Here is a 23,764-nt window from a genome sequence, read left to right as displayed (position 1 = left end):
CCGCGGCCGGTCACAGGCGGTGGATGCGCTCCTGGTCGAAGGCCAGCGGGGCCCGCCCGGCGGCCAGGATCCGCAGTCCGGGAGCCACGGGCAGCAGCGTGCGCAGCCAGGCCAGGGCGTCCTGGCCGAGCTGCTCCGTCCCGTCCAGGACGAGCAGCATGTCCCGCTCGGCCAGCCAGGACGCGGCGTGCGTCGTCGTCCCGCGGGGCAGGGCCGGCACGCCGGGTACGGAACCCAGTTCCGCCGTCAGTTCGCGGACGCCGTAGCCGCCCTCCAGCGGGTCGAGGGCGACGACCGCCACCCCGTCGCAGAAGTTCGACGCGAGCCTTCGCGCGATCTCCCGCACCAGCAGGCTGCGCGGCTCGCGGAACCCGCCCGCCACGGTGAGCACCCGCCCGCGCCGGACGGCGGTCAGCAGCCGCGACATCTCGGCGGAGGTCGCCGGGAGCCGCCCGGTGGATCCTGACCCCGATTCCCTCATCGGCGCGATGCCCCCTCGCATGCGTGACCAGGTACGGCCCCGTCTGCAGGGATCTTTCGGCCGTATGCCGACGATTATGCGCCACTTGGGCCGTATCGCTAGGGGAATGTCGGATTCCGATCCGGGGGCGAGGGGCCGGGCCCGCCCGGCGGCCTGGAACGGTTGTCCGGGAGCCGGGAATCGGCTCTACTGCTGTCCAGGCCCTGCGGGGCGCAGGGGCGGGAGGGGCCACGATGACAGCGGACCGGCGCACGGACCGGCGAGCACGACAGAGCACACGCGGCGCGGACCGGGCGGCGCGACCGGTGTCGCACCGGCGCCGACCGGCGGTGCGGGGCGGCCGGCCGCTGCTGACCCTGCTGCTGTCCGCCTTCCTCCTCGTGGGTGTCTGTGCGGCCACCGGCATCGCCTGGGACCCGCTCGCCGGGGACCCCGCTCAGAGCGCCACCGCGCAGGGCCCCGCGGCCCCCCAGCTCCCCGGGCCCGGCTCCGCTTCCGACGCCACCGGCCCGGACGCCCCGAAGCCGGAAGAGAGCCCCGCCCCCACCCAGGGCGCGGCGGGCAAGGGCGATCCCGACGGAGCGGTGGACTCCGGAGCCGCCCGCCCCGTGGCCGCCCTGCCCTTCGACATGCCCCAGCCGGCTGCCCTGCGCTCCGGCGAAGCCGGCAGGAAGCTGGTGTTCGCCCACTACTTCACCCCGTACCCGCTCTCCCTGGACAATGCGGGCGCGGACAACGACTACTACGCCCGCAACTACCTGAACCCCGACGGCGAGAGCGGCAAACACGGCCGCTACGGCGGCCTGCTGCGCGACCGCCCGCTGCCCGTGGCCCCCAAGAGCGGGGACTGGGAGTACGCCAACCTCCAGCAGGAGGTGCGCACCGCCCGCGCCGCCGGCATCGACGGCTTCACCCTCGACCTGCTCTCCCTCTCCGGCAAGAACTGGGACCGCTCCAACCTGCTCATGGCGGCCGCCCGTTCGGTCGACCCGCACTTCAAAATCATGCTGATGCCGGACATGACCTCCCTGAAGACCGACGACCCCCGCGTGCTGGCCGAGGCGATCGCGACGCTCGGCGACGCCTCCGCCGCCCACCGGCTCCCGGACGGCCGGCTCGTCGTCTCCCCCTTCAAGGCCGAGGCGAAGAGCGTGGCCTGGTGGACCGAGGTCATCCGGGTGCTCAGGGCCGACCACGGCATCGGCACCGCCTTCGTGCCGCTCTTCCTCGACTTCGGCGCCCACAGCGGCGAGTTCGCCCCGATCAGCCACGGCTTCTCCGAGTGGGGCAGCCGCAGCTACGTCGGCCAGGAGAGCTCCACCCGCGACGTCCGGCGGGCCCACGGCATGGGCAAGATCTGGATGCAGCCCGTGTCGGTCCAGGACGCCCGCCCCAACCAGGGCATCTACGACGAGGCCGGCAACACGGCGACCCTGCGCGCCACCTGGACCCGCGCCATCGAGGACGGCGCCGACTGGGTCCAGCTCACCACCTGGAACGACTACTCCGAGGGCAGCCAGTTCGCGCCGTCCGTGCACAACGGTCACGCCTACCTCGACCTCACCTCCTACTACCTGACCCGTTTCAAGACGGGCGCCTGGCCGAAGATCGTCCGCGACACCCTGTACCTCACCGCCCGCACCCAGTTCGCGGGCGCCGACCCCACCGGCGACCAGTCTCTGGTGATGTCGCTGCGCAAGGGCAGCGCCCCGCCCAGGGACACGGTGGAAGTGCTCAGCTTCCTCACCGGCCCGGCGGTCGTGCGCACGACGGTCGGCACGGTCCGGGGCAGCCACGACGCCCCCGCCGGACTCCATTCCCAGCTGCTCCCCCTCAGGACCGGCACGAGCGCGGCGCACGTCACGCGCGACGGGAAGACCTCGGCCGAGGTCGACCTCCCGTACCGGGTGGACCACTCGGTGGAGGTCCAGGACCTCCAGTACTACGCGGCGACGAGCGGCCGCGAACGGTGACGGAGGCCGCAACGGCACGGCCCCCCGCCGCCGCAGCCGGTCCGCGCGGATCCGGCCGGTGGCGCCGCGGTGGTGTTCCCGGCGACGGGGGCGGCGGGGGATGATCCGGACGACACCCCGCCGCACACCGGAGGCACCGTGACCGAGACGACACGCCCCGCAGACCCGTTCACGCCCCCGGCGGTCCCGGCGGCGCAGCCCGCCGGGCAGGAGGCGCCCGGAGAGTTCCCCGGTGGTGCGGGGCTGTTCCGCCTCGACCCGGACGTGGCCCACCTCAACCACGGCTCCTTCGGCGCCGTCCCCGTGCCCGTCCAGGAGGCGCAGGCCGCGCTGCGCGCCGAGGTGCACGCCGACCCCGACGCCTTCTTCGTCGCCGTACCCGAACGCCTTGAGCAGGCCCGCGCCCGGATCGCCGCGCACCTCGCCACCGACCCCGACGGCCTCGCCTTCATCGCCAACGCCACCGAAGGCGCCAACCTCGCCCTCGACGCCGTCCCGCTCGCCGAAGGCGACGAGATCCTGGTCACCGACCACGGATACGGCACCGTCACCGCGGCCGCGGCCCGCCGCGCCCCCGTCACCACCGTCGCCCTCGACCCGGCCCTGCCCGACGAGGACGCCGTACGGGAGGCCGTACTGGCCACGCTGACGGCCCGTACGCGGGTCGCCGTGCTCGACCACGTCAGCTCGCCCACCGCGCGGATCATCGCCTCGCCCCGGCTCCTCGCCGAACTGCGCGAGCGCGGCGTCACCACCGTCGTCGACGGCGCCCACTCCCCCGGCATGCTCGCGGACCCGCTCGCCGGCCGCCCCGACTTCTGGTTCGGGAACCTCCACAAATGGGGCTACGCCCCCTCCGGGACCGCCCTGCTCGCCGTCGCCCCGCAGCACCGCCACCGGGTCCGGGCGCTCGTCCCGTCCTGGGAGGACGGCCACGGCTTCCCGCGGTCCGTCGAGAACCGCGCCACCGCCGACTACACCGGCTGGCTCGCCGCGCCCGAGGGGCTCGACCTCATCGAAACCCTCGACGCGGCCAAGGTCCGCGCCCACAACAGCGCCCTCGCCGCCCACGGCGCCGCGCTGCTCGCCGGGATCCCCGGCCTCGCAGCGCTCCCGCACACCGACGGCCTCGCCATGCGCACCCTGCGCCTGCCCGCCGGTGTCGCCGACACCCCGGACGCCGCCCGCGCCCTGCGTGAGCGGATCGCGGCGCGCGAGCGTATCCGCGTGCTGATCTGGCCCTGGCCGGGCGGCGGCGGCATCCGGATCTGCGGACAGATCTACAACCGGCCCGAGGAGTACGCGCGCCTCGCCGCCGCCCTCCCGAAGTACCTCAGGTGCGCCTGAGCAGGTAGGTGTCCATGATCCATCCCTTGCGGGCGCGGGCCTGCGTCCGGAGCTCCTCGATCCGTCCCGACACGTCGGCCAGTCTCCCCTGCACCAGGATCTCGTCCGGGGTGCCCACATAGGCCCCCCAGTAGATGTAGAGGTCCTGGTCCAGGTGGGCGGTGAAGGCGTGCCGGGCGTCCAGCATCACCACCACGTCGTCCACGTCGGCCGGCCACCCCTCGGCCAGCCGCCGGCCGGTGGTGATCTGGACCGGCCGTCCGACCCGGTTCAGGTTCGTCCGGTGCCGCGCCAGGAGCGCGGAGATGCTGCTGATGCCGGGCACGACCTCGTGCTCGAAGGCCACCCGGCCGCGTTCCAGCACCTCGTCGAGGATCGCCAGCGTGGAGTCGTACAGCGACGGGTCGCCCCACACGAGGAACGCCCCGGTCTCCCCGTCCGCCAGGTCCTGCGCGATGAACCGCTCGAAGAGCTCGGCCCGCGCGCTGCGCCAGCCGTCCACCGTCGGCGCGTAGTCGGCGGGCGTCCGGTCCCGGTCCGGGTCGCGGCCCTCCACCAGCCGGTGACCGGGGCGGGCGTGCGCGTCGAGCATCGCGCGCCGCAGCCCCGTCAGGTCCGCCTTCTCCTCGCCCTTCTCCAGGATGAGGAATGCGTCCGCCGCGCCGATCGCCCTGACCGCCTGGAGGGTCAGATGGTCCGGGTCGCCCGCGCCTATGCCGATCACTGAGAACTTCTTCACCGGGCCATTGTGCCCACCCTGCGCGCGGCGCCGTCCGCCGCCTTCACCGACGGCACCCCGACCCCGCCATCCGCCCGCCACCCGGACCGTCCGAACCGAAGCCGCCGGGGACCTTCGGCGCGGTCAGTACAGGCCCATGCGGCGAGCGGTGTCCTCCCCGTGGCGCAACCGCTGGTGGGCGTCCTCTCCCAGAGCGGTGAGGACCCCGGCGACGACCGTCTCGATGACGGCCAGGGTGGGCACCAGGCTGTCGTAGGGAGAGGGCGCTGCGACCTGGCTCGGCAGGACCACGTCTGCGTGGGTGGAGGCGGGCGACAGCCAGGTGTCGGTGAAGAGGACGACCTTGCCCCCGTTCGCCTGCACCGCTTCGGCCATGGTGACCTTGTCCTGCTCGTAGCGCCGGTAGTCGAAGACGACGAGGACGTCGCGCCGGTGGAGAGCGGCGAAGACCGCGGTGCGTTCGACATCGCGGTCGGGCAGGAACCGTACGTCGTCCCGCAGTTGCATGAGGTGCAGGCCGAGGTACTGGGCCAGCAGGTGGGTGAAGCGTCCGCCGGCCAGGGTGATGCGGCGTTTGCCGTCCGACAGCAGCCGGATCGCGTGGTGGAGGTCGTGCGGGGGCAGTTCGGCGAGCGTCTGTGCCACGGCGCCGCTGAACACGTTGCTGCCGCGCGAGAGGAGGGAGAGGTCGTCGTCCGGGTCGGACGCGCGGCCGTAGTCGGTGGCCTCGTAGAGGGACAGGGGGGAGGCGTTGCGTTCGTCGAGCTCTGCTCGCAGCGCGGCCTGGAAGTCGGGGAAACCCCGGTACCCGAGTCGGTTGACCAGGCGCAGCACGGTCGGAGCGCTGACGGCTGCGCGTTCGGCCAGAACGGCCATGGTCTCGAAACCGGCTGCGGGGTACCCGGCGAGCAGCACGCGTGCGACCTTGCGTTCGGCGGGGCTGACGTCGCCCAGCTTGAGGCGGATCTCGTCGGCGAGCGTGCCAGGGGCCATACCGGGGAGTCTCCCTTCGAGGGCTGATGCGGGGTGGAGATGACGCGTCAAGCGTACGGCGCCGAGGTGGCGCGGCCGACTGCCCTTCGCAGGTCCGGCCGCGTCGGTGGCCGCGGCGGCGCCGTCACTGCGGAGCGACGGCTATGCGCATGCCGACGATGGTCTGCGCGGCGGTGCCGTCCTGCGTCCATGCGGTGAAGCCGGACGGCTTGCTGAAGGTGACGGCGAAGCGGGGACCGCTCTCGAACGTCGTCGCGGTCGCGGTGCGCTGGGTCGAGCCGGCCGCAAGGGCGCGCGCGGTGGCCAGGAAGGAATAGGGGACGCCCGCCGGGTTGGCCGCGGAGCGGAACACGTCCGCGTTGGCGGGGACGGGAGTGGCGGAGGCCGGGATCAGGAGCCGCTTGCCCGGGCCGGGCAGGACGCGCCACCGGTTCGGGTCGTAGCGGTCGCCGTCGGTCAGGTAGTGGTAGCGGGCACCGGTGAGCGACCACGCCCCGGTGGAGCTCCTCGCGGTACGGGCCTGGCGGAGGTCGAGGACGGCGACGCCGCGGGGTCCCAGGACCGCCAGGCGTTCGTGCGGAGTGCGGGGGGCTTCCACGATGAGCGCGGTGTTCTCTTCCAGTGCGTAGACGCGGTCGTGCCCGGTGTCCGCGGCCAGGCGCAGGGCCCTGCCTTCGCGCCCGTAGGCGCCGGTGTGGGTGTCGATCAGCCCCGAGTGCAGGAAGCCGAATCCTCCGGCGGGCAGGTGCGCCAGCCGGGTCGCGTCGTCGAAGTACCCCGGGCTGCTGCCGTCGCGCAGTCCTTCGTACGAGTCGCCTCCGGTCACCATGTCGGCGCCGGCGGTGATCTGGGCCCCGGCGCTGGAGCCGGCGACGACCGCGCCGGCGGCGAGCTTGGCGCGGATCGCCGCGAGGACCTTGGAGTCGGTGTGGGCGGAGCCGTTGAGCAGGGTGGTGACGTAGCGGTACTGGTCGCCGCCACCGAAGAAGAAGCCGGTCATGGAGTTGACCTGGCGGACGACCGCGTCGGAGTCGGCGTTGGCGATGTGGTCGAGGTCGACGGGGATCCACTGGGCGTCGGCGGCGCCGTGCCGCTCGAACAGGCCGGCATAGTAAGCGCCGTTGCAGGCGGAATTGTTGCATGTGTCCGGGTCGGCGGCGTGGGGGTCCTGGCTGGCGGGAACGGAGGAGGCGGTGATCACTCCGATCCGTGCCGAGGCGCCGCCGGCCCGCCTGATGATTTCGCCGTAGACCTGGGTGTTGTCCGCCTTCAGTCCGCCGCCGACCAGGACGAGGGAGCCGCGGGCGCCCGCAGGGTGCCCGGCGTGGGCGCCGGCCGACGGGGAGAGGGCGAGGGTGAGCAGGAGTGCGGTGCCGCCCGCCAGTGTGGTGCGGCGGGCTCCGATCGGGACGCGCATGGGGTGCCTCCTTGGAAGGGGTCGGTGGTGGCCGGGACCGCGGCGGCGTGGGCCTGCCGCGGTCCCGGCGCGATCGGCAGCCGGGCGCGTGGTGGTGGACCGGGCTGCCGGGTCGTGCCCCGTACCGGGCAATGGCGCGGTCGAACCGGTACGGGACGCAAAGGGGCGTCAGCCGGTGCGGCTGTCGCCGAGTCGGGCGACGAGGGACGCGAGGAGCGCGACGCGGACGGGGACGGTGGAGGTGTCGAGCCATTCGTCGGGGGTGTGGTCGGCCCCGCCGACGGGGCCGAGCCCGTCCAGGGTGGGTACGCCGATGCCCGCGATGAAGTTGGCGTCGCCCACGCCGCCCGTCGCCGCGCCGCCGAGCGGTATCCCGAGGTCCGCGGCGATCTTCCTGGCCCGGTCGAACATGCGGCGGGAGGCCGGGGTGTCCTCCATGGGCGGGCACAGGTCCAGCTGCTCCACCGTGGCGGTGGTGCCGGGTACGGTGGGCCGCGCGGCAGCGGCTTGGATCATGGACCTGGCCGCTCCGATGCCGGCGGCGGTGGCCGATCGCACTTCGACCCGCAGTTCGGCTTCCGGGCAGACGATGTTCGCCCTGGTCCCCGCGCGGACGACGCCGACGTTGACCGTGACGTCGTCCCAGTGGCCGTTGAGGGCTTGGAGGGCCACGACCAGGTGGGCGGCGGCCAGGGCGGCGTTCGCCCCGCGCTCGGGTTCGATGCCGGCGTGCGCGGCCCGGCCGGTCACCGTCACCCGGAAGTCGGCGACTCCCTTGCGGGCGATGACGAGGTCGCCGTTCTCCCGCGCGCATTCCAGGGCGAGGGCGAAGTGGGCTCCGCAGGCGGCCGCCTCCGTCGCCGGGCGACTTGCGGGTGAGCCGATCTCCTCGTCGGGTGTGGCGAGGAAGACCAGTTCGGCGTACTGCCGTTCCCCGGTCTCGGCGAGGACGTCCAGAGCGGCGAGTCCCGCGAGGAGGCCGCCCTTGTCGTCGCTGACGCCCGGCCCCCGCGCCATGCGGCCGTCGAGCGCGAAGGGCCTTGCGGCCGCCGTGCCGTCCTCGAACACGGTGTCCAGGTGTGCGACGAGCAGGACGCGCCTGCCGCCTTCGGCGACGGGCAGGTCGCCGCGTTTGCGGGCGACGACCACGTCGCCGACCGGGTGCCCGTGGGTGGGGGCAGGCGCGATGCGTTCGACCTCGAAGCCGAGCCGGAGCAGCCGCTCCCGGGTCCAGTCGGCCATCCGGTTCACGCCGGCGGGGCTGTAGGAGCCCGAGTCGATGCCGACCAGGTGCGCCAGGTCGGCCAGATAGCCTTCCAGGCGCGCTTCGGCGTACGGGAGCAGCGCGGTGGGACGGAGCTGCTGCCGCGAGGGGGCGGTCACAGGACTTTGGAGAGGAACGCGCGGGTGCGTTCCTGCCGTGGCTCGACGAGGACCTGGCGGGGATCGCCGGATTCGACGACGACGCCGTCGTCCATGAAGACGGCGGTGTCGCCGACCTCGCGTGCGAAGCCGATCTCGTGGGTCACCACCACCATCGTCATGCCGTCGGCGGCGAGTTGCCGCATCACGTCGAGCACGTCCCCGACGAGTTCGGGGTCGAGCGCCGAGGTGGGCTCGTCGAAGAGCATGAGCTTGGGTCTCATGGCCAGGGCGCGCGCGATGGCGACGCGTTGCTGCTGTCCGCCGGAGAGCTGCGCCGGATAGTGCCCGGCCCGGTCGCCCAGGCCCACCCGCTCCAACAGGTGGTGGGCATCGGCCCTGGCCTGCGTCCGGTCGACCCCGCAGACGTTGACCGGGGCCTCCATGACGTTCTGGAGGGCGGTCATGTGGGGGAAGAGGTTGAAGCGCTGGAAGACCATGCCGATGTCACGGCGGCGCGCGGCGACCTCCCTCTCCCGCAGTTCGTGCAGGCGCAGGCCGCTCTGGCGGTAGCCCACCAGGTCGCCGTCGACCGCGAGTTTCCCGCCGTCGACCCGGTCGAGGTGGTTGATGCAGCGCAGCAGGGTCGACTTGCCCGAACCGGAGGGTCCGAGCAGGCAGCACACCTGGCCGCGTTCGACGGTCAGGTCGATGCCCTTGAGGACTTCGAGCTTCCCGAAGTGCTTGCGCACGCCCCGGGCGTGGACCATGGGGACGCTCACCGGACCGCCTCCTCCGCTTCCTTCGTCGTCCGTACGGGTCGGCTGAGAGCTCCGGCGAACATGCGGCGCAGCGGCGAGACGTGAGTGCCGCGCCCGGTGCCGCGGCCGTAGCGGCGCTCCAGCCACGCCTGGGGGATGCTGAGCAGGGTGACCAGGGCGAGGTACCAGAGGCTGGCGACGACGAGCATCGGGATGACCTGGTAGTTCTGCGCGTACACGTCCTGGATGTTGGACATCAGGTCGTGCGCGGAGATGATCGACACCAGGGCGGTCATCTTGAGCATGTTGATCGTCTCGTTGCCCATGGGCGGGATGATCACCCGCATGGCCTGGGGAAGGACGATCCGGCGCATCGTCAGCGCCGGGCGCATCCCGAGGGAATGGGCCGCCTCGGTCTGGCCGGGGTCCACCGACTGGATGCCGGCCCGGACGATCTCCGAGGCGTACGCGGCCTCATTGAGCCCGAGCGCCAGCAGTGCGGCGACGGCCGGGGTGAGCAGGGAGTTCGTCTCGATCCGGAAGAAGGTGATGTCGGTGAAGGGGATACCGATCATCACGTACGTGTAGAGGGCGGCGGCGTATCCCCAGAAGATGATCTGGACCAGCAGGGGCGTGCCCCGGAAGAACCAGACGAAGAGGGAGGACATGCCGTACAGCACGGGATTGGTCGACAGGCGCATCACCGCGACCAGCGTGCCCAGAGCAAGCCCGAGGGCCATCGCCGCCACGGTGAGCCACAGGGTGGTGGCCAGTCCCGAGAAGATCAGGTCGGCGAAGAGGTAGCGGCCGACGATCTCCCAGTGGAGGTTGTCGTTCTGCGCCAGCGATCCGGCGACGCCGACCAGGGCGGCGACCGCCGCCAGGGCCGCGATCCAGCGGCCGTAGTGGCGCAGCGGAACGACCGTGAGCTGCTCGGGCGCCGTACGGCCGGTGTCCGCGGGAGCCGTGGTGGTGGTCATCTCTAGTCCACCGCCGCGTTCTTGGTGGCCTCCTTGAGGGCGATGGAGGCGACACCGTACTTGTCGAAGATCTTGGTGACGGTTCCGTCGTCGATCAGGGCCTGCAGTGCCTTCTGAATCGCGTCGCTGAGCTGCGGCAGCTTCTTGGAGACCGCGATCCCGTTGGGCGAGGCGGCGTAGCCGCCCGCGGCGGCGGGATCGTCGACGACCTCGAAGGCGTTCCCGTTGTCGGCGGTCTTGGCGGTCCAGCCGGCCGCGGGCTTGGTCTGCACCTGCGCGACGACCTTGCCGGACCGCAGGGCGAGCTGGGCGTCGGAGTCCTTGGGGAAGGTCTGGACACCGATCTCGGCCCTGCCCGCCGCCTTGCACTTCGCCTGGTGTTCCTGGAGCAGACGGAGCTGGTTGGTCGCAGCCTGGACCGCGGCCTTCTTGCCGCACAGGTCGTCCAAGGTCGTGATCTTCTCGGGGTTGCCCTTGACCACCATGATCCCGGAACCCGAGACGGAGTAGTCGACGAAGTCGACGACCGCCTGCCGCTCCTTGTTGTCCGTCATGGCCGACATGGCCGCGTCGAACTTCCCGGCCTGGATGGCCGGCACGATGCCGTCGAACTTCTGCGGCGTGAAAGCGAACTTCACACCCAGCTTGGCGCCCAGCGCCTGACCCAGGTCGTAGTCGAGGCCGGTCAGTTCCGGCTTGCCCTCCGCCACGAACATCTCGAACGGCGCGTACGGGACATCGGTGGCCACCCGCACCACACCCGCCTCCCGGATCTGCTCGGGCAGCGCGGCGTGGAGCGCCGCGTCCTTGGCGATCGCGACTCCGGCGACGGGCGCGGCGGGGGCGGCGGAGGCGGCCGGTGGGAGGCTGCCTTCGGGGTCGGGGTCCCCGCAGGCCGAGACCGTCAGGAGGATCGCGGCGGCCAGGGCGGCAGCCGTCGGCGCGCTACGGGAAGACGAGGTTGGCATCACAGGAGCCCTCTCGGGAGATCGGCCGGCGACGACGGGGGAGAGCGTCGTCTGACAGGGCAGGAAGTTACATGCGAGACAGAAGAACCGCTAGATGTAACTCATATTTCATTCCGGTCACGGCGCCCCGGCCCTCCCTGGCCGCCGCCGCGTCCCAGCATCCGGGCAGCTGGATCCGGGTATCGGGGCGCCAGCCGTCGAAGTCGTGCGTTACATCTACCGCTCGGCATGGTCTGGATGTACTTTCCGTTGCTGCACGCCGCAGTGCTGCGTGCCGCAGTGCTGCACCGCAGCGCGCTGCGCCCCCCACCGCTGCTCACGGAGGACCCATGCGTCCCTTCCCCCGCCCCGCATCACCCGTGTTCCCGGCCGCGTCCCGGGTGCGGCGTCGAGCCGCGCGCCGCACGGCGGCCGGCCTCGCGGCCGTCCTCGCCGTCATCGCCGCAGGCATCGTGCACGCCGACCAGGCCCACGCCGCTGCGAGCCGCATCCGCCTCGGCAGCTCCCAGGACGCCGCCCGCACCGCATGGTCGGGCCCGGCCTTCACCATGAACGGCTCGGGCGGCATCGTCCCGGACTCCATGGCGGCGGCCGTCGACGCCGTCCGGGGCGGAACCGGCGCACTCGACGTCGTCGTACTGGCCGCATCGACTCCGGGCTCGGGCAGCAGGACGCCCGAATGCGACGCCGTCGTACGCCTCAGCGGCATCAACTCGTGCACCACATGGACCCTGACGAGGGCGGCCGACGGCAACAACGCGCAGGCCAACGCGGACATCCGCAACGCGGAGTTCGTCTACTTCGCCGGCGGAGACCAGTGCAAGTACGCGGCGTGGAAATCCACGGCCCTGCGAGCCTCCGTCCAGTCGGTCGTCGCCAAGGGCGGCGGCTCCGGCGGAGGCAGCGCCGGCCACCACATCAACAGCTCCGTGGTGTACGACGCCTGCCGGGGCAGCATCACCTCCAGCGAGGCCCTGTCCAACCCCTACGACTCGTACGCGACGTTCACCACGGGCATGTTCGACTGGCCGAACTACGGCAGCACCATCAACGACTCCCACTTCGTCACCCGCGACCGCATGGGCCGCACCATGGCCTTCGTGGCACGCGCCCTCAAGGACGGGCTCGCGCCGGGCGGGAAGGCCTGGGGTGTGGGCGTGGAAGAGGGCGGCTCCCTCTTCGTCGACAAGAACGGCCTGGCCACCCTCTTCGGCGCCGAAAGCTACGTCGTCCTCGGCGACCACCAGCCCGAGAGAGCCGTCCCGGGTGAACCCCTCACCTTCTCCGGCTACAAGATCTGGCGCCTCGCCCCCGGACAGACCTTCGACTTCAAGAACCGCCCCACCTGCGGCTACTACCTCAGGAGCGTCACCGGCGGCGTCGCCGACAGCAACCTGTACACGGGCTCGCCCGTCACCAGCTGCTGACACCGCACCCGGTCGCCCTCTCCTGCGCCGCACGGTACCGGAACGAACCGGCGGGCCCGGAAGCCGAGCCACTGCGGCTCCCGGGCCCGCCGGCCCCGTATCGCGGGGCCCACCCCGCAGCACGGGAAGCGGAGGCCGTCGGCGCACAATGAGGGCATGGCATCCCATCTCGCCCTGACCGCCCTCGTGGTCCACGACTACGACGAAGCCGTCGACTTCTACACCCGCGCCCTCGGCTTCGACCTGGTCGAGGACACGCCCCGCCCTGACGGCTCCCGCTGGGTGGTGGTCCGCCCGCCCGGCGCGAGCGAATCCGCCCTGCTGCTGGCCCGTGCCAAGGACGACGCCCAGCGCTCCCGTGTGGGCGACCAGACCGGCGGCCGCGTCGGCTTCTTCCTGTACACCGACGACTTCGCCCGCGACCACGCCCGGATGACCGGCGAGGGCGTCCGCTTCCTGGAGGCCCCGCGCCACGAGCCGTACGGCTCCGTCGCCGTATTCGAAGACCTGTACGGCAACCGCTGGGACCTGCTCCAGCCCGCCCGCCCGTAGGCCCTACCCCCGACCGGGGGGATGGTCCTCAGGGGGTGTCCAGCCGAGGGGCCTCCCGTGCGGCGTCGACGGGCGGGCCGCCCCGCTCCACCCGGCCCGCCAGCTCCCGGGCCCACCGGACCAGGCCCGGTACGTCGATCCCGTACGGGGTGCCGCGGAGCCCCTCGATCGCGTCGGCCCCGCGCCGCAGCAGGCGCGCCCCGCCCACCGCGTTGCCCCGGGCGGCGTGCGTCAGCCCCACCGCGAGCTGCGCGAGCCCGCGCCACAACGGCGCCGAAGCCTCGGGGCCCGACTTCCAGGCGTCCTCGAAGACCTCGTGCGCATGGAACGGCATCCCCGCGTCCAGCAGCCGCTGCGCCTCCCGCACCGTCTCCGAGGGCGAGCGCACCACCCCCTCGGGCTGCCGCCCCACACCCGGCGCCCCGTAGTCCAGCGGTCGCCCCAGCCCGTCCCTCGGCCGGGCGTTCCTCGCCCGCCCCTCACCATCCCGGTCCCGTGCGTTCACGCCCCCATCCTGCCCTGCGCCGATTACCCGTGCATGCACACCCCTCGGCGTGGGGTAATGTTCTGCATGTGCCGCCGAGCACGGGGAAACCCGCAGGTCGCAGGTACATCGGGACGTGGCGCAGCTTGGTAGCGCACTTGACTGGGGGTCAAGGGGTCGCAGGTTCAAATCCTGTCGTCCCGACTCTGCTTTTCGCAGGTCGGAGGCCGTTCTCTCATCCATGGGAGGGCGGCCTTCCGTGCGTCCTCGGGCATGGTGCCCGCAAGGGGGCTCCTCGCACGCCCCTTCCGCTCCCGACCGGCCGTGGCGCCAGGATGAACTCGGGCAAGTCGGCCATGTCGCACTCGGCCCGGGGTCGGAGCGAGGAGGGCGGGGCGGGTTTTCCCGGGTAGACGGGCCGTGACGAAAGGACGGCCGGGATGGGCGAGTTGCGGATCGGGACGTGTTCGTGGACGGACAAGGCGCTGGTGGCCGGCGGATGGTACCCGCCCGGGCGGCGTGACCCGGAGGGCAGGCTGCGGCACTACGCCGAACACTTCTCCGTCGTGGAGGTCGACGCCGGCTACTACGCCCTCCCCAGCGTGCGCAACAGTGAGCTCTGGAGCGAACGCACCCCGCCCGGCTTCCGGTTCGACGTCAAGGCGTTCTCCCTCCTCACCGGCCACCCGACCCGCGCGGCCGCCCTGCCCGCCGACCTGCGCGGCCACGACCTGGGGGACCCGGAGCTGATCGACGAGGTCTGGCACCGGTTCGGCGCGGCCCTGCGGCCCCTGCGCGAGTCCGGCCGGCTGGGCACCGTACTGTTCCAGTTCCCGCCGTGGTTCGCTCCGGGCGCGCGGGCGGAGAGCGTGCTCCACGCCACCAGGAAGCGGGCGTACCAGTGGCCGATGGCCGTGGAGTTCCGGCATGCCGACTGGTGGCGCGAGGACCGGCGGGAGCGCACTGCCGCCCTGCTGAGGGACTTGGACGCCACCGCGGTGGCCGTGGACACGGCCCAGGGGCTGCCCACCTCGATGCCCGCCGTCACCCCCGTCACGTCCGCGCAGCTCGCCGTGGTCCGCTTCCACGGCCGCAGCGCCGCGTGGGGGACCGGGAGCAAGGAGGACCGCTTCCGGCACACCTACACGCCGGAGGAACTGGCCGACTGGGTGCCGCGCCTGCGCTTCCTGGCGGACCGCGCCGAGGACGTGCACGTCCTGTTCAACAACTGCTGCGGTGATGCCGCCGTACGTGCCGCCGAGACGCTGCGGGGTCTGCTGGAACGCCCCTGACCCAACCCGCGCTCCGGGACCCCTGCTCGGGTGTGCTCCGGGTGCCGACGGTGCGAAGTCGCCGCCCGGCGCCGGGGGCAGGGAGGAGCGCTGCCCGTCGAATCGTGCGGTCCACGGGTGGGCCGCACGCGATGCCGATAGCCTTTTCTCCTGTCACCGTACGGTCGGCGAGTGGGCGGGTGAGGTGTGGCGAGCGAGCTGGCGGCGTTCCGCCGTATGGAGCGTCGGTTACAGGGCGAGGCCGCCCGGGCCGACTACCTGGTCGACCTCTCCAACGTCGTCCGAGACCGGGAACTCGGCGGGCGCACGCCGCGCTCGCTCGAACGGCTGCGGCTGGTGCTCGCGGCGCTGCGGGCATGGACCGGGGACGCCGAGGCGACCGTCCACGCCATCGCCGACGACAGCCTGCTGGACCCTCGGTCCGCACCGGAGTTCCCCGACCCGGGCGAGCTCGCCCTGCTGCGCGACTGGTGGGACCGGGGCCTGATCGCTTCGATCGCGAAGGCCGACCCGGATTTGCTCGACCATGCGAAGGTGCTCGGCACCAGGGTGATCAGCCGCGACTACTTCCGCGGCCACCGGGGAGAGCATCCGTGGATCCAGGGCGACCGCGAGCACTTCCTCGAACCGCTGCGCCGTGCGGACGGCTCGGTCCGGCTGGTCCCGCGCGACATGCAGGTGTTCGCGGACCGGGTGATCTCCCAGGAGGGGGAGCGCGACGACCTCAAGGCGCGGAACCTGCTGGATTTCCGGGGCCGCCCGCGCTCGGAGGTCCTGGAGCGGTCGTGGCGCTGCCCGCACACGCCCTGCAACCCCGGCCCGGCGATCCGGGCCGGCAAGGTGGTCTGCCGGGTCCACGGGACGCTGCTGGTCGACCTCGGGAGACGGCGCCCGCGGCTCCAGCTCAAGATCATGGTCGACGGCGTGTGCCGGGCGTGGGAGAACCTCATCGAGGACGACGGCCGCGAGTACGTCCTCGGGCGCGGCCACCTCGCCCGGATCGAGGAGGGTCACCTCTCGGACGACCGTCGGGGCAGGATCAGCCGGCACCACCTGGTGATCGTCTCGCGTCGGGGAACCCTCAGGGTCCTCGACGCCAGCACCGCCCGCAGTCGGATCCGTACCCTGCGGTCCGGGCGTGACCCGGCGCCGTGGCAGCCCCTTCCGCACGTCGAGGGGGGACCGGCGGGCGCGCCGAGGGAGCGGCTGTTCCGGGGCTTCGGCCCCGACGACGAGATCGAACTCGTCCCCGGGGTCGTCCTGCGGCGCAGCGGCCAGCGCTGGCCCGGGGAACGCGCAGACGGCGTCAGGGCGAAGCCGCCCGGGCGCGTGCGGGGCGATGAGGAGCTGACGAGCACGGACTGAGGCCGGCACGGAGCCCCACCGCGGTGCGCGGACGGTGTTCCGGGGCGAGTGGCCCGGCGGAACGGGCGGCAGGACGGTACAGGAGTCGAAACGGCCCGGAGGGGACGAGGGGTTGCGCCCTCGGGGCCCCGACGGCCGGTGGATCGGTGGGGGAGTCGAGTTGGAGCCACTGCGGGAGGACGATCCCGAAACGATCGGCCCGTACCGGTTGTTCGCCCTGCTGGGCCGGGGCGGCTGGGGCAACGTGTACTTCGCCCGCAGCGAGTTCGGCCGCGGGGTGGCGCTCAAGACGATCAGACCGGAGCACCTGGCAGGGGCCCCGGAGCGCTTCCGCCGCCGCTTCGCCCGCGAGGTCGAGGCGGCCCGCGCGGTCGACAGTACGTACACCGCCCAGGTGGTGGACGCCGACACGCACGCCGCCGCACCCTGGCTCGCGGCCCGGTACATCCGCGGGGTCGACCTGGCGGAGGCACTGGACCACTGCCGGGCCCCGCTGCCCCAGCGGACCTGGCGGGTCCTGGCGACCGGCCTCGCGGACGCCCTGCGCAGCATCCACGCCGCGGACCTGGTGCACCGCGACCTCAAGCTCGCGAACATCCTGCTGGCCGCGGACGGCCCCTACGTCATCGACTTCGGGATCGCCCGGAACCTGTCCCCGGTCGACGGCGTCACGCTGACCGGCTCCGGGGCGGCCCCGCGCACGGTCACCTTCGCCTCGCCGGAACAGCTCAGGGACGAGCGGGTGGGGCCGGCGAGCGATGTCTTCGCGCTCGGTGTGGTGCTGGCCTACGCGGCGCTGAACCGGCATCCGTTCGGCCCCGGTTCAGCGGCCCAGATCCAGGCGAACATCCTGCACGGACGCCACCGGCTGGACGGGTTGCCGGACGGCCTGGCGAAGATCGTCCTCTCCTGCCTGGACCCGAGGCCGCAGGACCGGCCGACGCCGCTGGAGCTCGCCCGGCTGCTGCCGCCGGGCGTGTCGCCGAAGGAGCACGAGTGGCTGCCGCCGGGGCTGCGCGGCGCGCTCGCCGGTCTGTCGGACCTCGCTGTGGACCTCGAAGCACCGATGCGGCACCGGCCTGCCCGGCACGAACCGCCGGCCCTCCCCGGCCCCGGCCGCCCCCCTGCCGCCACGACTCCTGCGCCGGCCGTCCGCGCGGTCCGCGAGCGCGAACTCCCGCCGACGCCGCCCAGGGCGTCGGTCCACGAAGCGACCACCCGGCCGCCGACCGGCGCAGGGCCCAGCGCACGGCAGGTGGGCCCGCCGGAGTCGCCCGAGGCGCCGCCGGATCCGCCGGTGGCCCCCACTGGGAAAGCCACGGGCCGCAAGGCGTACAAGGGTGAGCCGGGCGCCCGCCACCGGGCCGCCGCCGAGGCCGGGAACTCGGAGGCCATGCGCCAAGTGGCCGTCTCGTGCCGCTCCGTCCGGGACTGGCGGCAAGCGCTGTCCTGGTTCGCCCGGGCCGCCGAGGCGGGCAACCCGACCGGTGCCAGGGAGGCGGCACAACTGATCGAGCAGCACCTCCCGGAGCTGCGGGGCCAGGTCGGGTCGTTCTACCGGAGGGCGGCCGAGGGCGGGGACCTGCACTCGGCGATGCGGCTGGGCGCCCTGCTGGAGCAGCAGCCCGGAGGCCTGGCCGAGGCCCTGACCTGGTACGAGAGGGCAGCGGGGCGCGACCACGAGAAGGCCCCCGAGGCGGTGGCCCGCGTACGCGGGCTGCTGGCCCGCGCAGCGGCCGCCGAGGTGAAGGGCGCGCAGGGTGCCAAGGCCTCGAAGGGCGCGACGGCTGCCGGGGCCGGACGGGCCACGACAGCCGCGCAAGCTGCGACGGGTACGAAGGTCGCGCAGGTGGCGGAGCCCGTGGACGCCGTGGACGCCGCGGAGGCCGTGGACGCCGTGCAGGACGCGGATGCGGCGCCGATGCGTGATCATGCGGCGGCCGCCTGCGGCGGCCGGGTGGAGTCGATGATGGAGCTGGCGGGTTGGCACCTGCGCGCGAAGCGCGTGCAGGAGGCCCTCACGTGGTACCGGCGCGCCGCCGAGGCCGGCCATGTCCACGCGATGGTGGTCTGCGCCCAGCTGCTGGCTGCGGATCCCGAGAAGCACGCCGAGTCCCTCGACTGGTACCGCCGGGCCGCGGCCGAGGGCAACACCGATGCCATGCACTGCGTCGGGCGGTCCCTGAAGCAGTGCGGCGCCCTCGCGGACGCGCTGACCCACTTCCGCGTGGCCGCCTCCAAGGGCCACCGGGCGGCCATGGTGGACGCGGCGGAGATCCTGGAGCAGACGGGACGGACACCCGAAGCGCTGAAGTGGTACATGCGCGCTTCCGACCAGGGGCATGCCCAGGCCACCCTGGCGGCGGAACGCCTCCGTGCGCAGTCCACGGGCGCCCGTACCACCGGTCCCGCCGGCACCGCCGGTTCCACCGCCCCGAAGCAGGCCGCCGTCGTGCCTGCGCGGAAGCAGGCCGCGGCCCAGCCGGCGCCGAAGAAGGGCGCTGCTCCGCCCGTGCTCCGGCAGGCCGCGGCCGAGTCTGTGCCGAAAAAGGCCGCCGCCGTGTCCGGCGGGAAGGGCGTCGCGGCGGGGCGGACGACGCCCCGGTCCGCCGCGGCGAAGCCGGAGGCGTCGGCGGATGCCGACTCCCTGCGCGCCGAGGCCGTGCGGTACGAGCGGTCCAACCGGCCGGAAGCCGCCTTGCAGTGCCTCCTCAGGGCCGAACGGCTCGGTGACCGTACCGTCGGCAAGGACATCATCCGCCTGCACCTCGCGGTGCGCGGCCGGAGCAACAACTCCACAGCGCGCAGACAGCACTTGGAGCAGGTGGTGCGGCGCTACCGCGACCTCGCCGAGGACGGCGACATCGAGGCCATGTTCGCCCTGGTGGGGCTCGACACGCCCAACGCGTTCGCCTGGTGGCAGCGGGCCGCCGAGGCGGGCAGCACCCGGGCCATGCGCCGGCTCGCCCGTGCCCAGCTGAAGGCGGGGAGCGACGAGCACGTCGCGGCCGCCCTGTCCTGGCTGCTCGCGGCCGGGGAGGCCGGCGACACGGCGGCCATCCTGGAGGGCGCCCGGGTCCACGAACAGCGCGGCGCGTACGGGAACGCCATCGACTGGTACCGCTGGGCCGAGGAGAGCGGTGTGGCCGGCGCGGCCAGGGAGAGGGCCCGCGTGACGGCCGAACACCCGGGTGCCGTCGTCTGGCACCGGTGGTCGGAGCGTCTGCGCCGCCTGCGGGGCTGACCGGGGCGTCCCGGCGGACGCTCCGGTGGCGGCGCCCCCGCCGGTGGACGGCGTCGAGCGCCGTGCCGGGGTGGGCGTCAGGTGGTCGGGGTGCGTGCACCGCTCAGCGTCGGCAATCTCGTCGGACCGAGGGAATTCCGTATTCCGCCCGTGCGTCCCGCCGTACCCCTCGGTTTCCCCACAGCGGTGTTCATCACATTTCCGAACCCGCCCACCAGCTCCGCTAACATGTTCGAGCGAACAATGATCAGGTTGACATATGAACATCGGCTGAAAAATTGATATCTGCGGTAAAGCGAGCGTTTTCGCAAAAGGGCGGCGGAGCCGAGTCCGCCGGATGGCGCCGACCACGCGTCCTGCTGTACGTCGCGGTCAGCGTAGTGGCCCTCGGATTCCTCGTCGCCCTGGAGATCGCCGCGCGCGGTTACGGCGTGCGGGGGCCGATCACCGACCAGGCGCGGGAGGTGGTCTTCGCCCCCAAGTCGGGGACGGTGCTGTACGCCAGCATGGCGCTCATGCTGGTAGTGCTCACCTGGCGGCAGCGGTTCCTGGCGGTCGGCGCCGCGATCGGCATCGACCTCGTCTTCTGGCTCGTGCGCTGGGCTGTCGGCGCCGAGATGATGTACGGCAACGGCGCCCTCCTCGTCACCCTGGCCTGCGCCGTCCTCGCCCTGACGCGCCGCACCGGTCGTGAGCGGACCCTCCTGCTCCAGGGCGTCGGCCTGGCCCTGCTGCTGGTGACCGGGCGGAAGACCGGCTACACCTGGCTGCTGATCACGTCGCAGACCCGCCCGACCGTGCTCGACCCGTACGTGGCCGCCGCCGACCAGGCGCTGGGCAATCCGTCGTGGGTGGTGGGCCGGATCGTCGAGGCCACCGGAGTCGTGGGTTTCCGCGTCCTCGAATTCGTCTACATCCAGCTGGCCGTGATGGCGGTCGTCGTCGCGCTGTACCAGCTGCGCAACGTGGCGGCCGAGCGCCGCTTCCCGCGCCACCACATCGTGCGCACCTTCCTGGCCATCGGACTGCTCGGGCCGGGCATCTACATGGTCTTCCCCGTCGTCGGACCGATCTTCGCGTACGGGGCCGACGGCGGGCAGTGGGCCCTGGCCGAGCTGTGGCCGCACACGCCGCCGCCCGTCACCGTTCCGCAGCCGATGCCCTTCGACGAGTTCACCCCGCGCAACTGCATGCCCAGCCTGCACACGGCCTGGGCCACCGCGATCTTCATCCATTCCCGCAAGGCCCCCGCGGCCCTGCGCTGGGCAGGAACGTTCTGGCTGATCGCCACGCTCGGCGCGACCCTCGGATTCGGCTACCACTACGGTGCCGACATCGTCGCCGGCGTGGTCTTCACCCTCACGATCGACCTCGCACTGCGCACCCTCGACCGCGGCCGCGACCGCACGGCGATCGCACTGGTCGCCCACGGCAGCGCCGTGTTCGTCGCGCTCCTGCTGTCGTACCGCTTCCTGTCCCTGGAGATGGCGGAGCACCCGTGGGTGTTCGGACCGCTGGTCGTCCTGTCGATGGTCTCGGTCGTCTACGGCTACGTACGGATCACCAAGCGGTGGGAGCGGCGGGCCGCGGCGGTGCCCGTGCCGCAGCCGCGCCGCGAACCGCAGCCCGAACTCGTCTGAGAAAGCGGCCACGCGCGCCCCGGCTCCTGCGGGGCGCGCGGGAAAGGCCGCAACGAGGGGTCGGCGGGCGGGCCGACCGGCGGGTCAGACGATGCCCTCGGCGATCTCGGCCTGCTCCCGGGCGTTGCCGTACGCCGACGGGGTCCCGTACGACCGCCGCGCGGCGTACCACCAGGCGCTGGCCAGGACCAGCACCACGGCCAGGGCGATCACCGCGTAGTTCATCGAGTCGATGGTCACCGGCGACTTCTGCGGCAGGCAGAACAGCACGGTGACGCACCCCACCCACACGACGGCGGTCCAGCCGATCGGCTTGCTCCAGCGGCCCAGGTTCCACGGGCCCGGCTCGAACCGGTTCCCGGCGCGCAGCCGCAGGTAGATCGGGATGGCGTAGGCGGGAGTGATACCGATGACGTTGATCGCGGTCACGGCTCCGTAGGCGGTCGGCGAGTACAGCGACGGCAGCGCCAGCACGCCGGCGACGGCGACGGAGAGCCACACCGCCGGGACGGGCGTCTGCGTACGGCTGCTCACCTTGCGCCACACGGCGGAGCCGGGGAGCGCGTTGTCGCGGCTGAAGGCGAAGACCATCCGGCTCGCGGCGGCGACCTCGGCATTGCCGCAGAAGAGCTGCGCGACGATGACGACGAGGAGCAGGGCGGTGGCGCCACCGGAGCCCAGCGCGTCGAGGAAGATCTGGGCCGGCGGGACACCGGTGGCGGTGTCCTGGACGGCCGCGTAGTCCTGGATGGCGAAGGTGAGGCCCGCGAGCAGCGCGAAACCGGCGACCCAGGAGACCCAGATGGCCCGGACGATGCCCCGGGCGGCGGAGACGGAGGCGTTGGAGGTCTCCTCCGACAGGTGCGCGGACGCGTCGTACCCGGAGAAGGTGTACTGGGCGAGCAGCAGGCCGACGGCCGCCACGTAGAACGGGTTCGCCCAGCCGGTGTCGTTGACGAACTCGGTGAAGACGAACGACGGCGACTGGTGCTGGTCGGGTATGAAGGCGAGGGCGCCCACGATCAGGGCGACGCCGCCCAGGTGCCACCAGACGCTCACGGAGTTCAGCACGCTGACGAGGCGCACGCCGAACAGGTTGAGAGCCGCGTGCAGCAGCAGGATGCACAGGAAGATCACGAACGTCATGCCGGGGGTGGGCACGATGCCGTACTGGAGGTTGAGGAAGGCACCGGTGAAGAGCGCGGCGCCGTAGTCGATGCCGGCGATGGCGCCGAGCAGGCCGAGCAGGTTCAGCCAGCCCGTGTACCAGCCCCAGCGGCGGCCGCCGAGCCGGTCGGCCATGTAGTAGAGCGCTCCCGAGGTGGGGTAGGCGCTGGTCACCTCGGCCAGGGCGAGACCCACGCACAGCACGAACAGGCCGACGCCGGCCCAGCCCCACAGCATCACGGCCGGGCCGCCGGTGCCCAGGCCGAAGCCGTACAGGGTCATGCAGCCGGACAGGACGGAGATGACGGAGAAGCTGATGGCGAAGTTGCCGAAGCCGCCCATCCGGCGGGCCAGGACGGGCTGGTAGCCGAGCTCCCTGAGCCGTTCCTCCTCGTCCCGCCGGGGCGGGGCCTTGCTGTCCGGGCGGACGGTCGGCGCGGTGCGGGACATGGGGGAGTACCTCCGGGGGATGCTGGGGAGCGGGGACGGGGGAGCGGAAGCGCGGGCGTGCGGGCGTGTGCGGGGGACCGGGGTGGGACGCAAGGAGTCGCTCCCGCGTCAGTCCCGGGCCGCCTGGCTGCGGGACCTGGCCCGCAGGAAGACCTCCATGGCCAGTTCCTGGTCGGCCGGGTCGCGGGTCCGGTGCGCCCACGGCAAGGTGGTCCAGTACCGGTCGATCGCGTCGAAGACCTGCGCCGCCTCGCCGAACCGGTGGGCCCCCCACAGCGCATGGGCGAGGTGGTTCAGGTCGAGTGGGGAGGCATGGCGCAGGTCGCCGTGGCGGAACCAGGTGTCCAGGGCGTGCCCGGCGTCGCGGACGGCGTCCTCGGCGACCCAGTGGAGGTCGAGGGCCTTCTCCTGGCCGCGTTCGCGGCGGTACCGCTCCACGCTCAGGTACAGCGGCAGCAGGTGGACCGGGGACCCGGCCGGGGCCGAACCGGACGCCCAGTGGACGAAGTTGGCGGCTTCGGTGAGCGGCCCGGGCGTACCGGCGCACACGAACTGCAGCATCCGGTGGTACGCCTCGCGGTTGTGCGGGTCGCGCTTGTCCGCCTGGGCGAGGATGCCCCAGGGGCCGCGGGGCAGCATCAGAGCGGGTGGCGGCTGCCGGTGCTCGTCCATCGAGCGGTGCTCGTCGAGGAGGGCCAGCGCCAGCAGGCAGACCCAGGGCACGGGATCGGCGGGGCTGAGCTCGGAGGCGTCGCGGCAGGCGGCCCACGCCTCCTGCCACAGTTCGCGCGTGCGGGAGTGGCGCGCGCGGTGGGCGCGGACGGCGCGTTCGACGACGACGCGGGTGTGCATGACGGACGCGGCGACGGAGCGCGGCTCCTCCGCCCGCCAGGCCTGGACCACGTCCGATCCGGCGGCGACCGCGGCGAGCACCTGCGTGCGCTGGGTCCACAGAGCCCAGCCGTCCGTCCGGTCCAGTAAGTGCGCCATCGCCAGCCAGCGCCCGGTGCGCAGGTCCTGCACGGCGACGCGCAGGTCGTTGTCGTGGCCGGCGGGGTGGTAGACGGGCCGGAAGTCGTTGCCCGCCATCACCTCGCCCCGGTCGACGGGTCGTCGGAACGG

19 protein-coding genes and 1 tRNA gene are annotated in these 23,764 nt (G+C 73.0%); 9 read left to right on the top strand and 11 right to left on the bottom strand.

The annotated features are described in order from the left end of the window. Positions 1 to 10: 10 nt before the first annotated feature. Positions 11 to 481: a hypothetical protein gene (locus IF89_RS0108005; RefSeq protein WP_158717826.1), complete on the bottom strand. Its 471-nt coding sequence runs from the start codon at positions 479 to 481 to the stop codon at positions 11 to 13. Between the two features lie 233 nt (positions 482 to 714). On the opposite strand from IF89_RS0108005, the gene IF89_RS0108000 reads away from it, so the two are divergent. Both IF89_RS0108000 and IF89_RS0107995 read left to right on the top strand, forming a co-directional pair. After that, positions 715 to 2,454: a glycoside hydrolase family 71 protein gene (locus IF89_RS0108000; protein WP_078628164.1), complete on the top strand. Its 1,740-nt coding sequence runs from the start codon at positions 715 to 717 to the stop codon at positions 2,452 to 2,454. Between the two features lie 138 nt (positions 2,455 to 2,592). Next, positions 2,593 to 3,801 (top strand): aminotransferase class V-fold PLP-dependent enzyme, encoded by a 1,209-nt coding sequence (locus tag IF89_RS0107995; RefSeq protein WP_051806899.1) that lies wholly within the window; start codon positions 2,593 to 2,595, stop codon positions 3,799 to 3,801. Here the strand turns inward: IF89_RS0107995 and cobF are convergent. The 7 genes from cobF to IF89_RS0107960 form a co-directional block, all read right to left on the bottom strand. Further along, a complete protein-coding gene (cobF, locus tag IF89_RS0107990) occupies positions 3,788 to 4,540 on the bottom strand; it encodes a precorrin-6A synthase (deacetylating) (protein WP_030763266.1) in 753 nt (250 codons plus the stop codon). The genes IF89_RS0107995 and cobF overlap by 14 nt on opposite strands. Positions 4,541 to 4,663: 123 nt before the next feature. Further along, complete coding sequence (locus tag IF89_RS0107985; RefSeq protein WP_030763264.1) at positions 4,664 to 5,533, bottom strand: MurR/RpiR family transcriptional regulator; 870 nt, start codon at positions 5,531 to 5,533, stop codon at positions 4,664 to 4,666. A gap of 124 nt (positions 5,534 to 5,657) precedes the next feature. Beyond that, entirely contained in the window at positions 5,658 to 6,950 is a 1,293-nt protein-coding gene (locus tag IF89_RS0107980; RefSeq protein ID WP_030763261.1) for a cyanophycinase, read from the bottom strand. A 168-nt stretch (positions 6,951 to 7,118) separates the two neighbouring features. Continuing rightward, the gene (locus tag IF89_RS0107975) at positions 7,119 to 8,333 is read right to left on the bottom strand and encodes a M20/M25/M40 family metallo-hydrolase (protein ID WP_030763259.1); all 1,215 of its coding nucleotides are present in this window, start codon (positions 8,331 to 8,333) and stop codon (positions 7,119 to 7,121) included. Beyond that, positions 8,330 to 9,082, bottom strand: a complete 753-nt coding sequence (locus IF89_RS0107970) for an amino acid ABC transporter ATP-binding protein (protein WP_030763256.1) — start codon at positions 9,080 to 9,082, stop codon at positions 8,330 to 8,332. The genes IF89_RS0107975 and IF89_RS0107970 overlap by 4 nt, the downstream gene beginning before the upstream one ends. Before the next feature lie 8 nt (positions 9,083 to 9,090). Next, positions 9,091 to 10,053, bottom strand: a complete 963-nt coding sequence (locus tag IF89_RS0107965; protein WP_030763253.1) for an amino acid ABC transporter permease — start codon at positions 10,051 to 10,053, stop codon at positions 9,091 to 9,093. 2 nt (positions 10,054 to 10,055) lie between these two features. Continuing rightward, complete coding sequence (locus IF89_RS0107960) at positions 10,056 to 11,021, bottom strand: ABC transporter substrate-binding protein (RefSeq protein WP_030763250.1); 966 nt, start codon at positions 11,019 to 11,021, stop codon at positions 10,056 to 10,058. A gap of 329 nt (positions 11,022 to 11,350) precedes the next feature. Here IF89_RS0107960 and IF89_RS0107955 point away from each other — a divergent pair, with 329 nt between their 5' ends. Both IF89_RS0107955 and IF89_RS0107950 read left to right on the top strand, forming a co-directional pair. Further along, the gene (locus IF89_RS0107955) at positions 11,351 to 12,448 is read left to right on the top strand and encodes a hypothetical protein (protein ID WP_199820478.1); all 1,098 of its coding nucleotides are present in this window, start codon (positions 11,351 to 11,353) and stop codon (positions 12,446 to 12,448) included. Positions 12,449 to 12,604: 156 nt separating this feature from the next. Next, positions 12,605 to 13,000 (top strand): VOC family protein, encoded by a 396-nt coding sequence (locus tag IF89_RS0107950; RefSeq protein ID WP_030763244.1) that lies wholly within the window; start codon positions 12,605 to 12,607, stop codon positions 12,998 to 13,000. A gap of 28 nt (positions 13,001 to 13,028) precedes the next feature. Here the strand turns inward: IF89_RS0107950 and IF89_RS0107945 are convergent, their stop codons facing one another. Beyond that, complete coding sequence (locus tag IF89_RS0107945; RefSeq protein WP_158717825.1) at positions 13,029 to 13,505, bottom strand: DUF309 domain-containing protein; 477 nt, start codon at positions 13,503 to 13,505, stop codon at positions 13,029 to 13,031. Between the two features lie 109 nt (positions 13,506 to 13,614). On the opposite strand from IF89_RS0107945, the gene IF89_RS0107940 reads away from it, so the two are divergent. From IF89_RS0107940 to IF89_RS0107920, 5 genes are all read left to right on the top strand, one after another. After that, positions 13,615 to 13,688, top strand: a tRNA-Pro gene (locus IF89_RS0107940). A gap of 236 nt (positions 13,689 to 13,924) precedes the next feature. Beyond that, on the top strand, positions 13,925 to 14,776 hold the full coding sequence (locus tag IF89_RS0107935; RefSeq protein ID WP_030763239.1) for a DUF72 domain-containing protein: 852 nt from the start codon (positions 13,925 to 13,927) through the stop codon (positions 14,774 to 14,776). A 216-nt stretch (positions 14,777 to 14,992) separates the two neighbouring features. After that, entirely contained in the window at positions 14,993 to 16,141 is a 1,149-nt protein-coding gene (locus IF89_RS0107930) for a hypothetical protein (RefSeq protein WP_051806885.1), read from the top strand. A gap of 160 nt (positions 16,142 to 16,301) precedes the next feature. Beyond that, positions 16,302 to 19,385 (top strand): protein kinase domain-containing protein, encoded by a 3,084-nt coding sequence (locus IF89_RS40680; RefSeq protein ID WP_051806884.1) that lies wholly within the window; start codon positions 16,302 to 16,304, stop codon positions 19,383 to 19,385. A 356-nt stretch (positions 19,386 to 19,741) separates the two neighbouring features. Next, a complete protein-coding gene (locus tag IF89_RS0107920; protein WP_030763230.1) occupies positions 19,742 to 21,025 on the top strand; it encodes a phosphatase PAP2 family protein in 1,284 nt (427 codons plus the stop codon). Positions 21,026 to 21,109: 84 nt separating this feature from the next. Here the strand turns inward: IF89_RS0107920 and IF89_RS0107915 are convergent, their stop codons facing one another. Then, positions 21,110 to 22,642: an amino acid permease gene (locus tag IF89_RS0107915; RefSeq protein WP_030763228.1), complete on the bottom strand. Its 1,533-nt coding sequence runs from the start codon at positions 22,640 to 22,642 to the stop codon at positions 21,110 to 21,112. A 108-nt stretch (positions 22,643 to 22,750) separates the two neighbouring features. After that, on the bottom strand, positions 22,751 to 23,731 hold the full coding sequence (locus IF89_RS0107910; protein ID WP_030763225.1) for a hypothetical protein: 981 nt from the start codon (positions 23,729 to 23,731) through the stop codon (positions 22,751 to 22,753). Positions 23,732 to 23,764 lie beyond the last annotated feature (33 nt).

Source organism: Streptomyces sp. NRRL F-2664 (assembly GCF_000719345.1).
In the GTDB taxonomy this organism is placed as follows: Bacteria; Actinomycetota; Actinomycetes; order Streptomycetales; family Streptomycetaceae; genus Streptomyces.
This window is presented reverse-complemented; position numbering and strand designations above follow the sequence as displayed.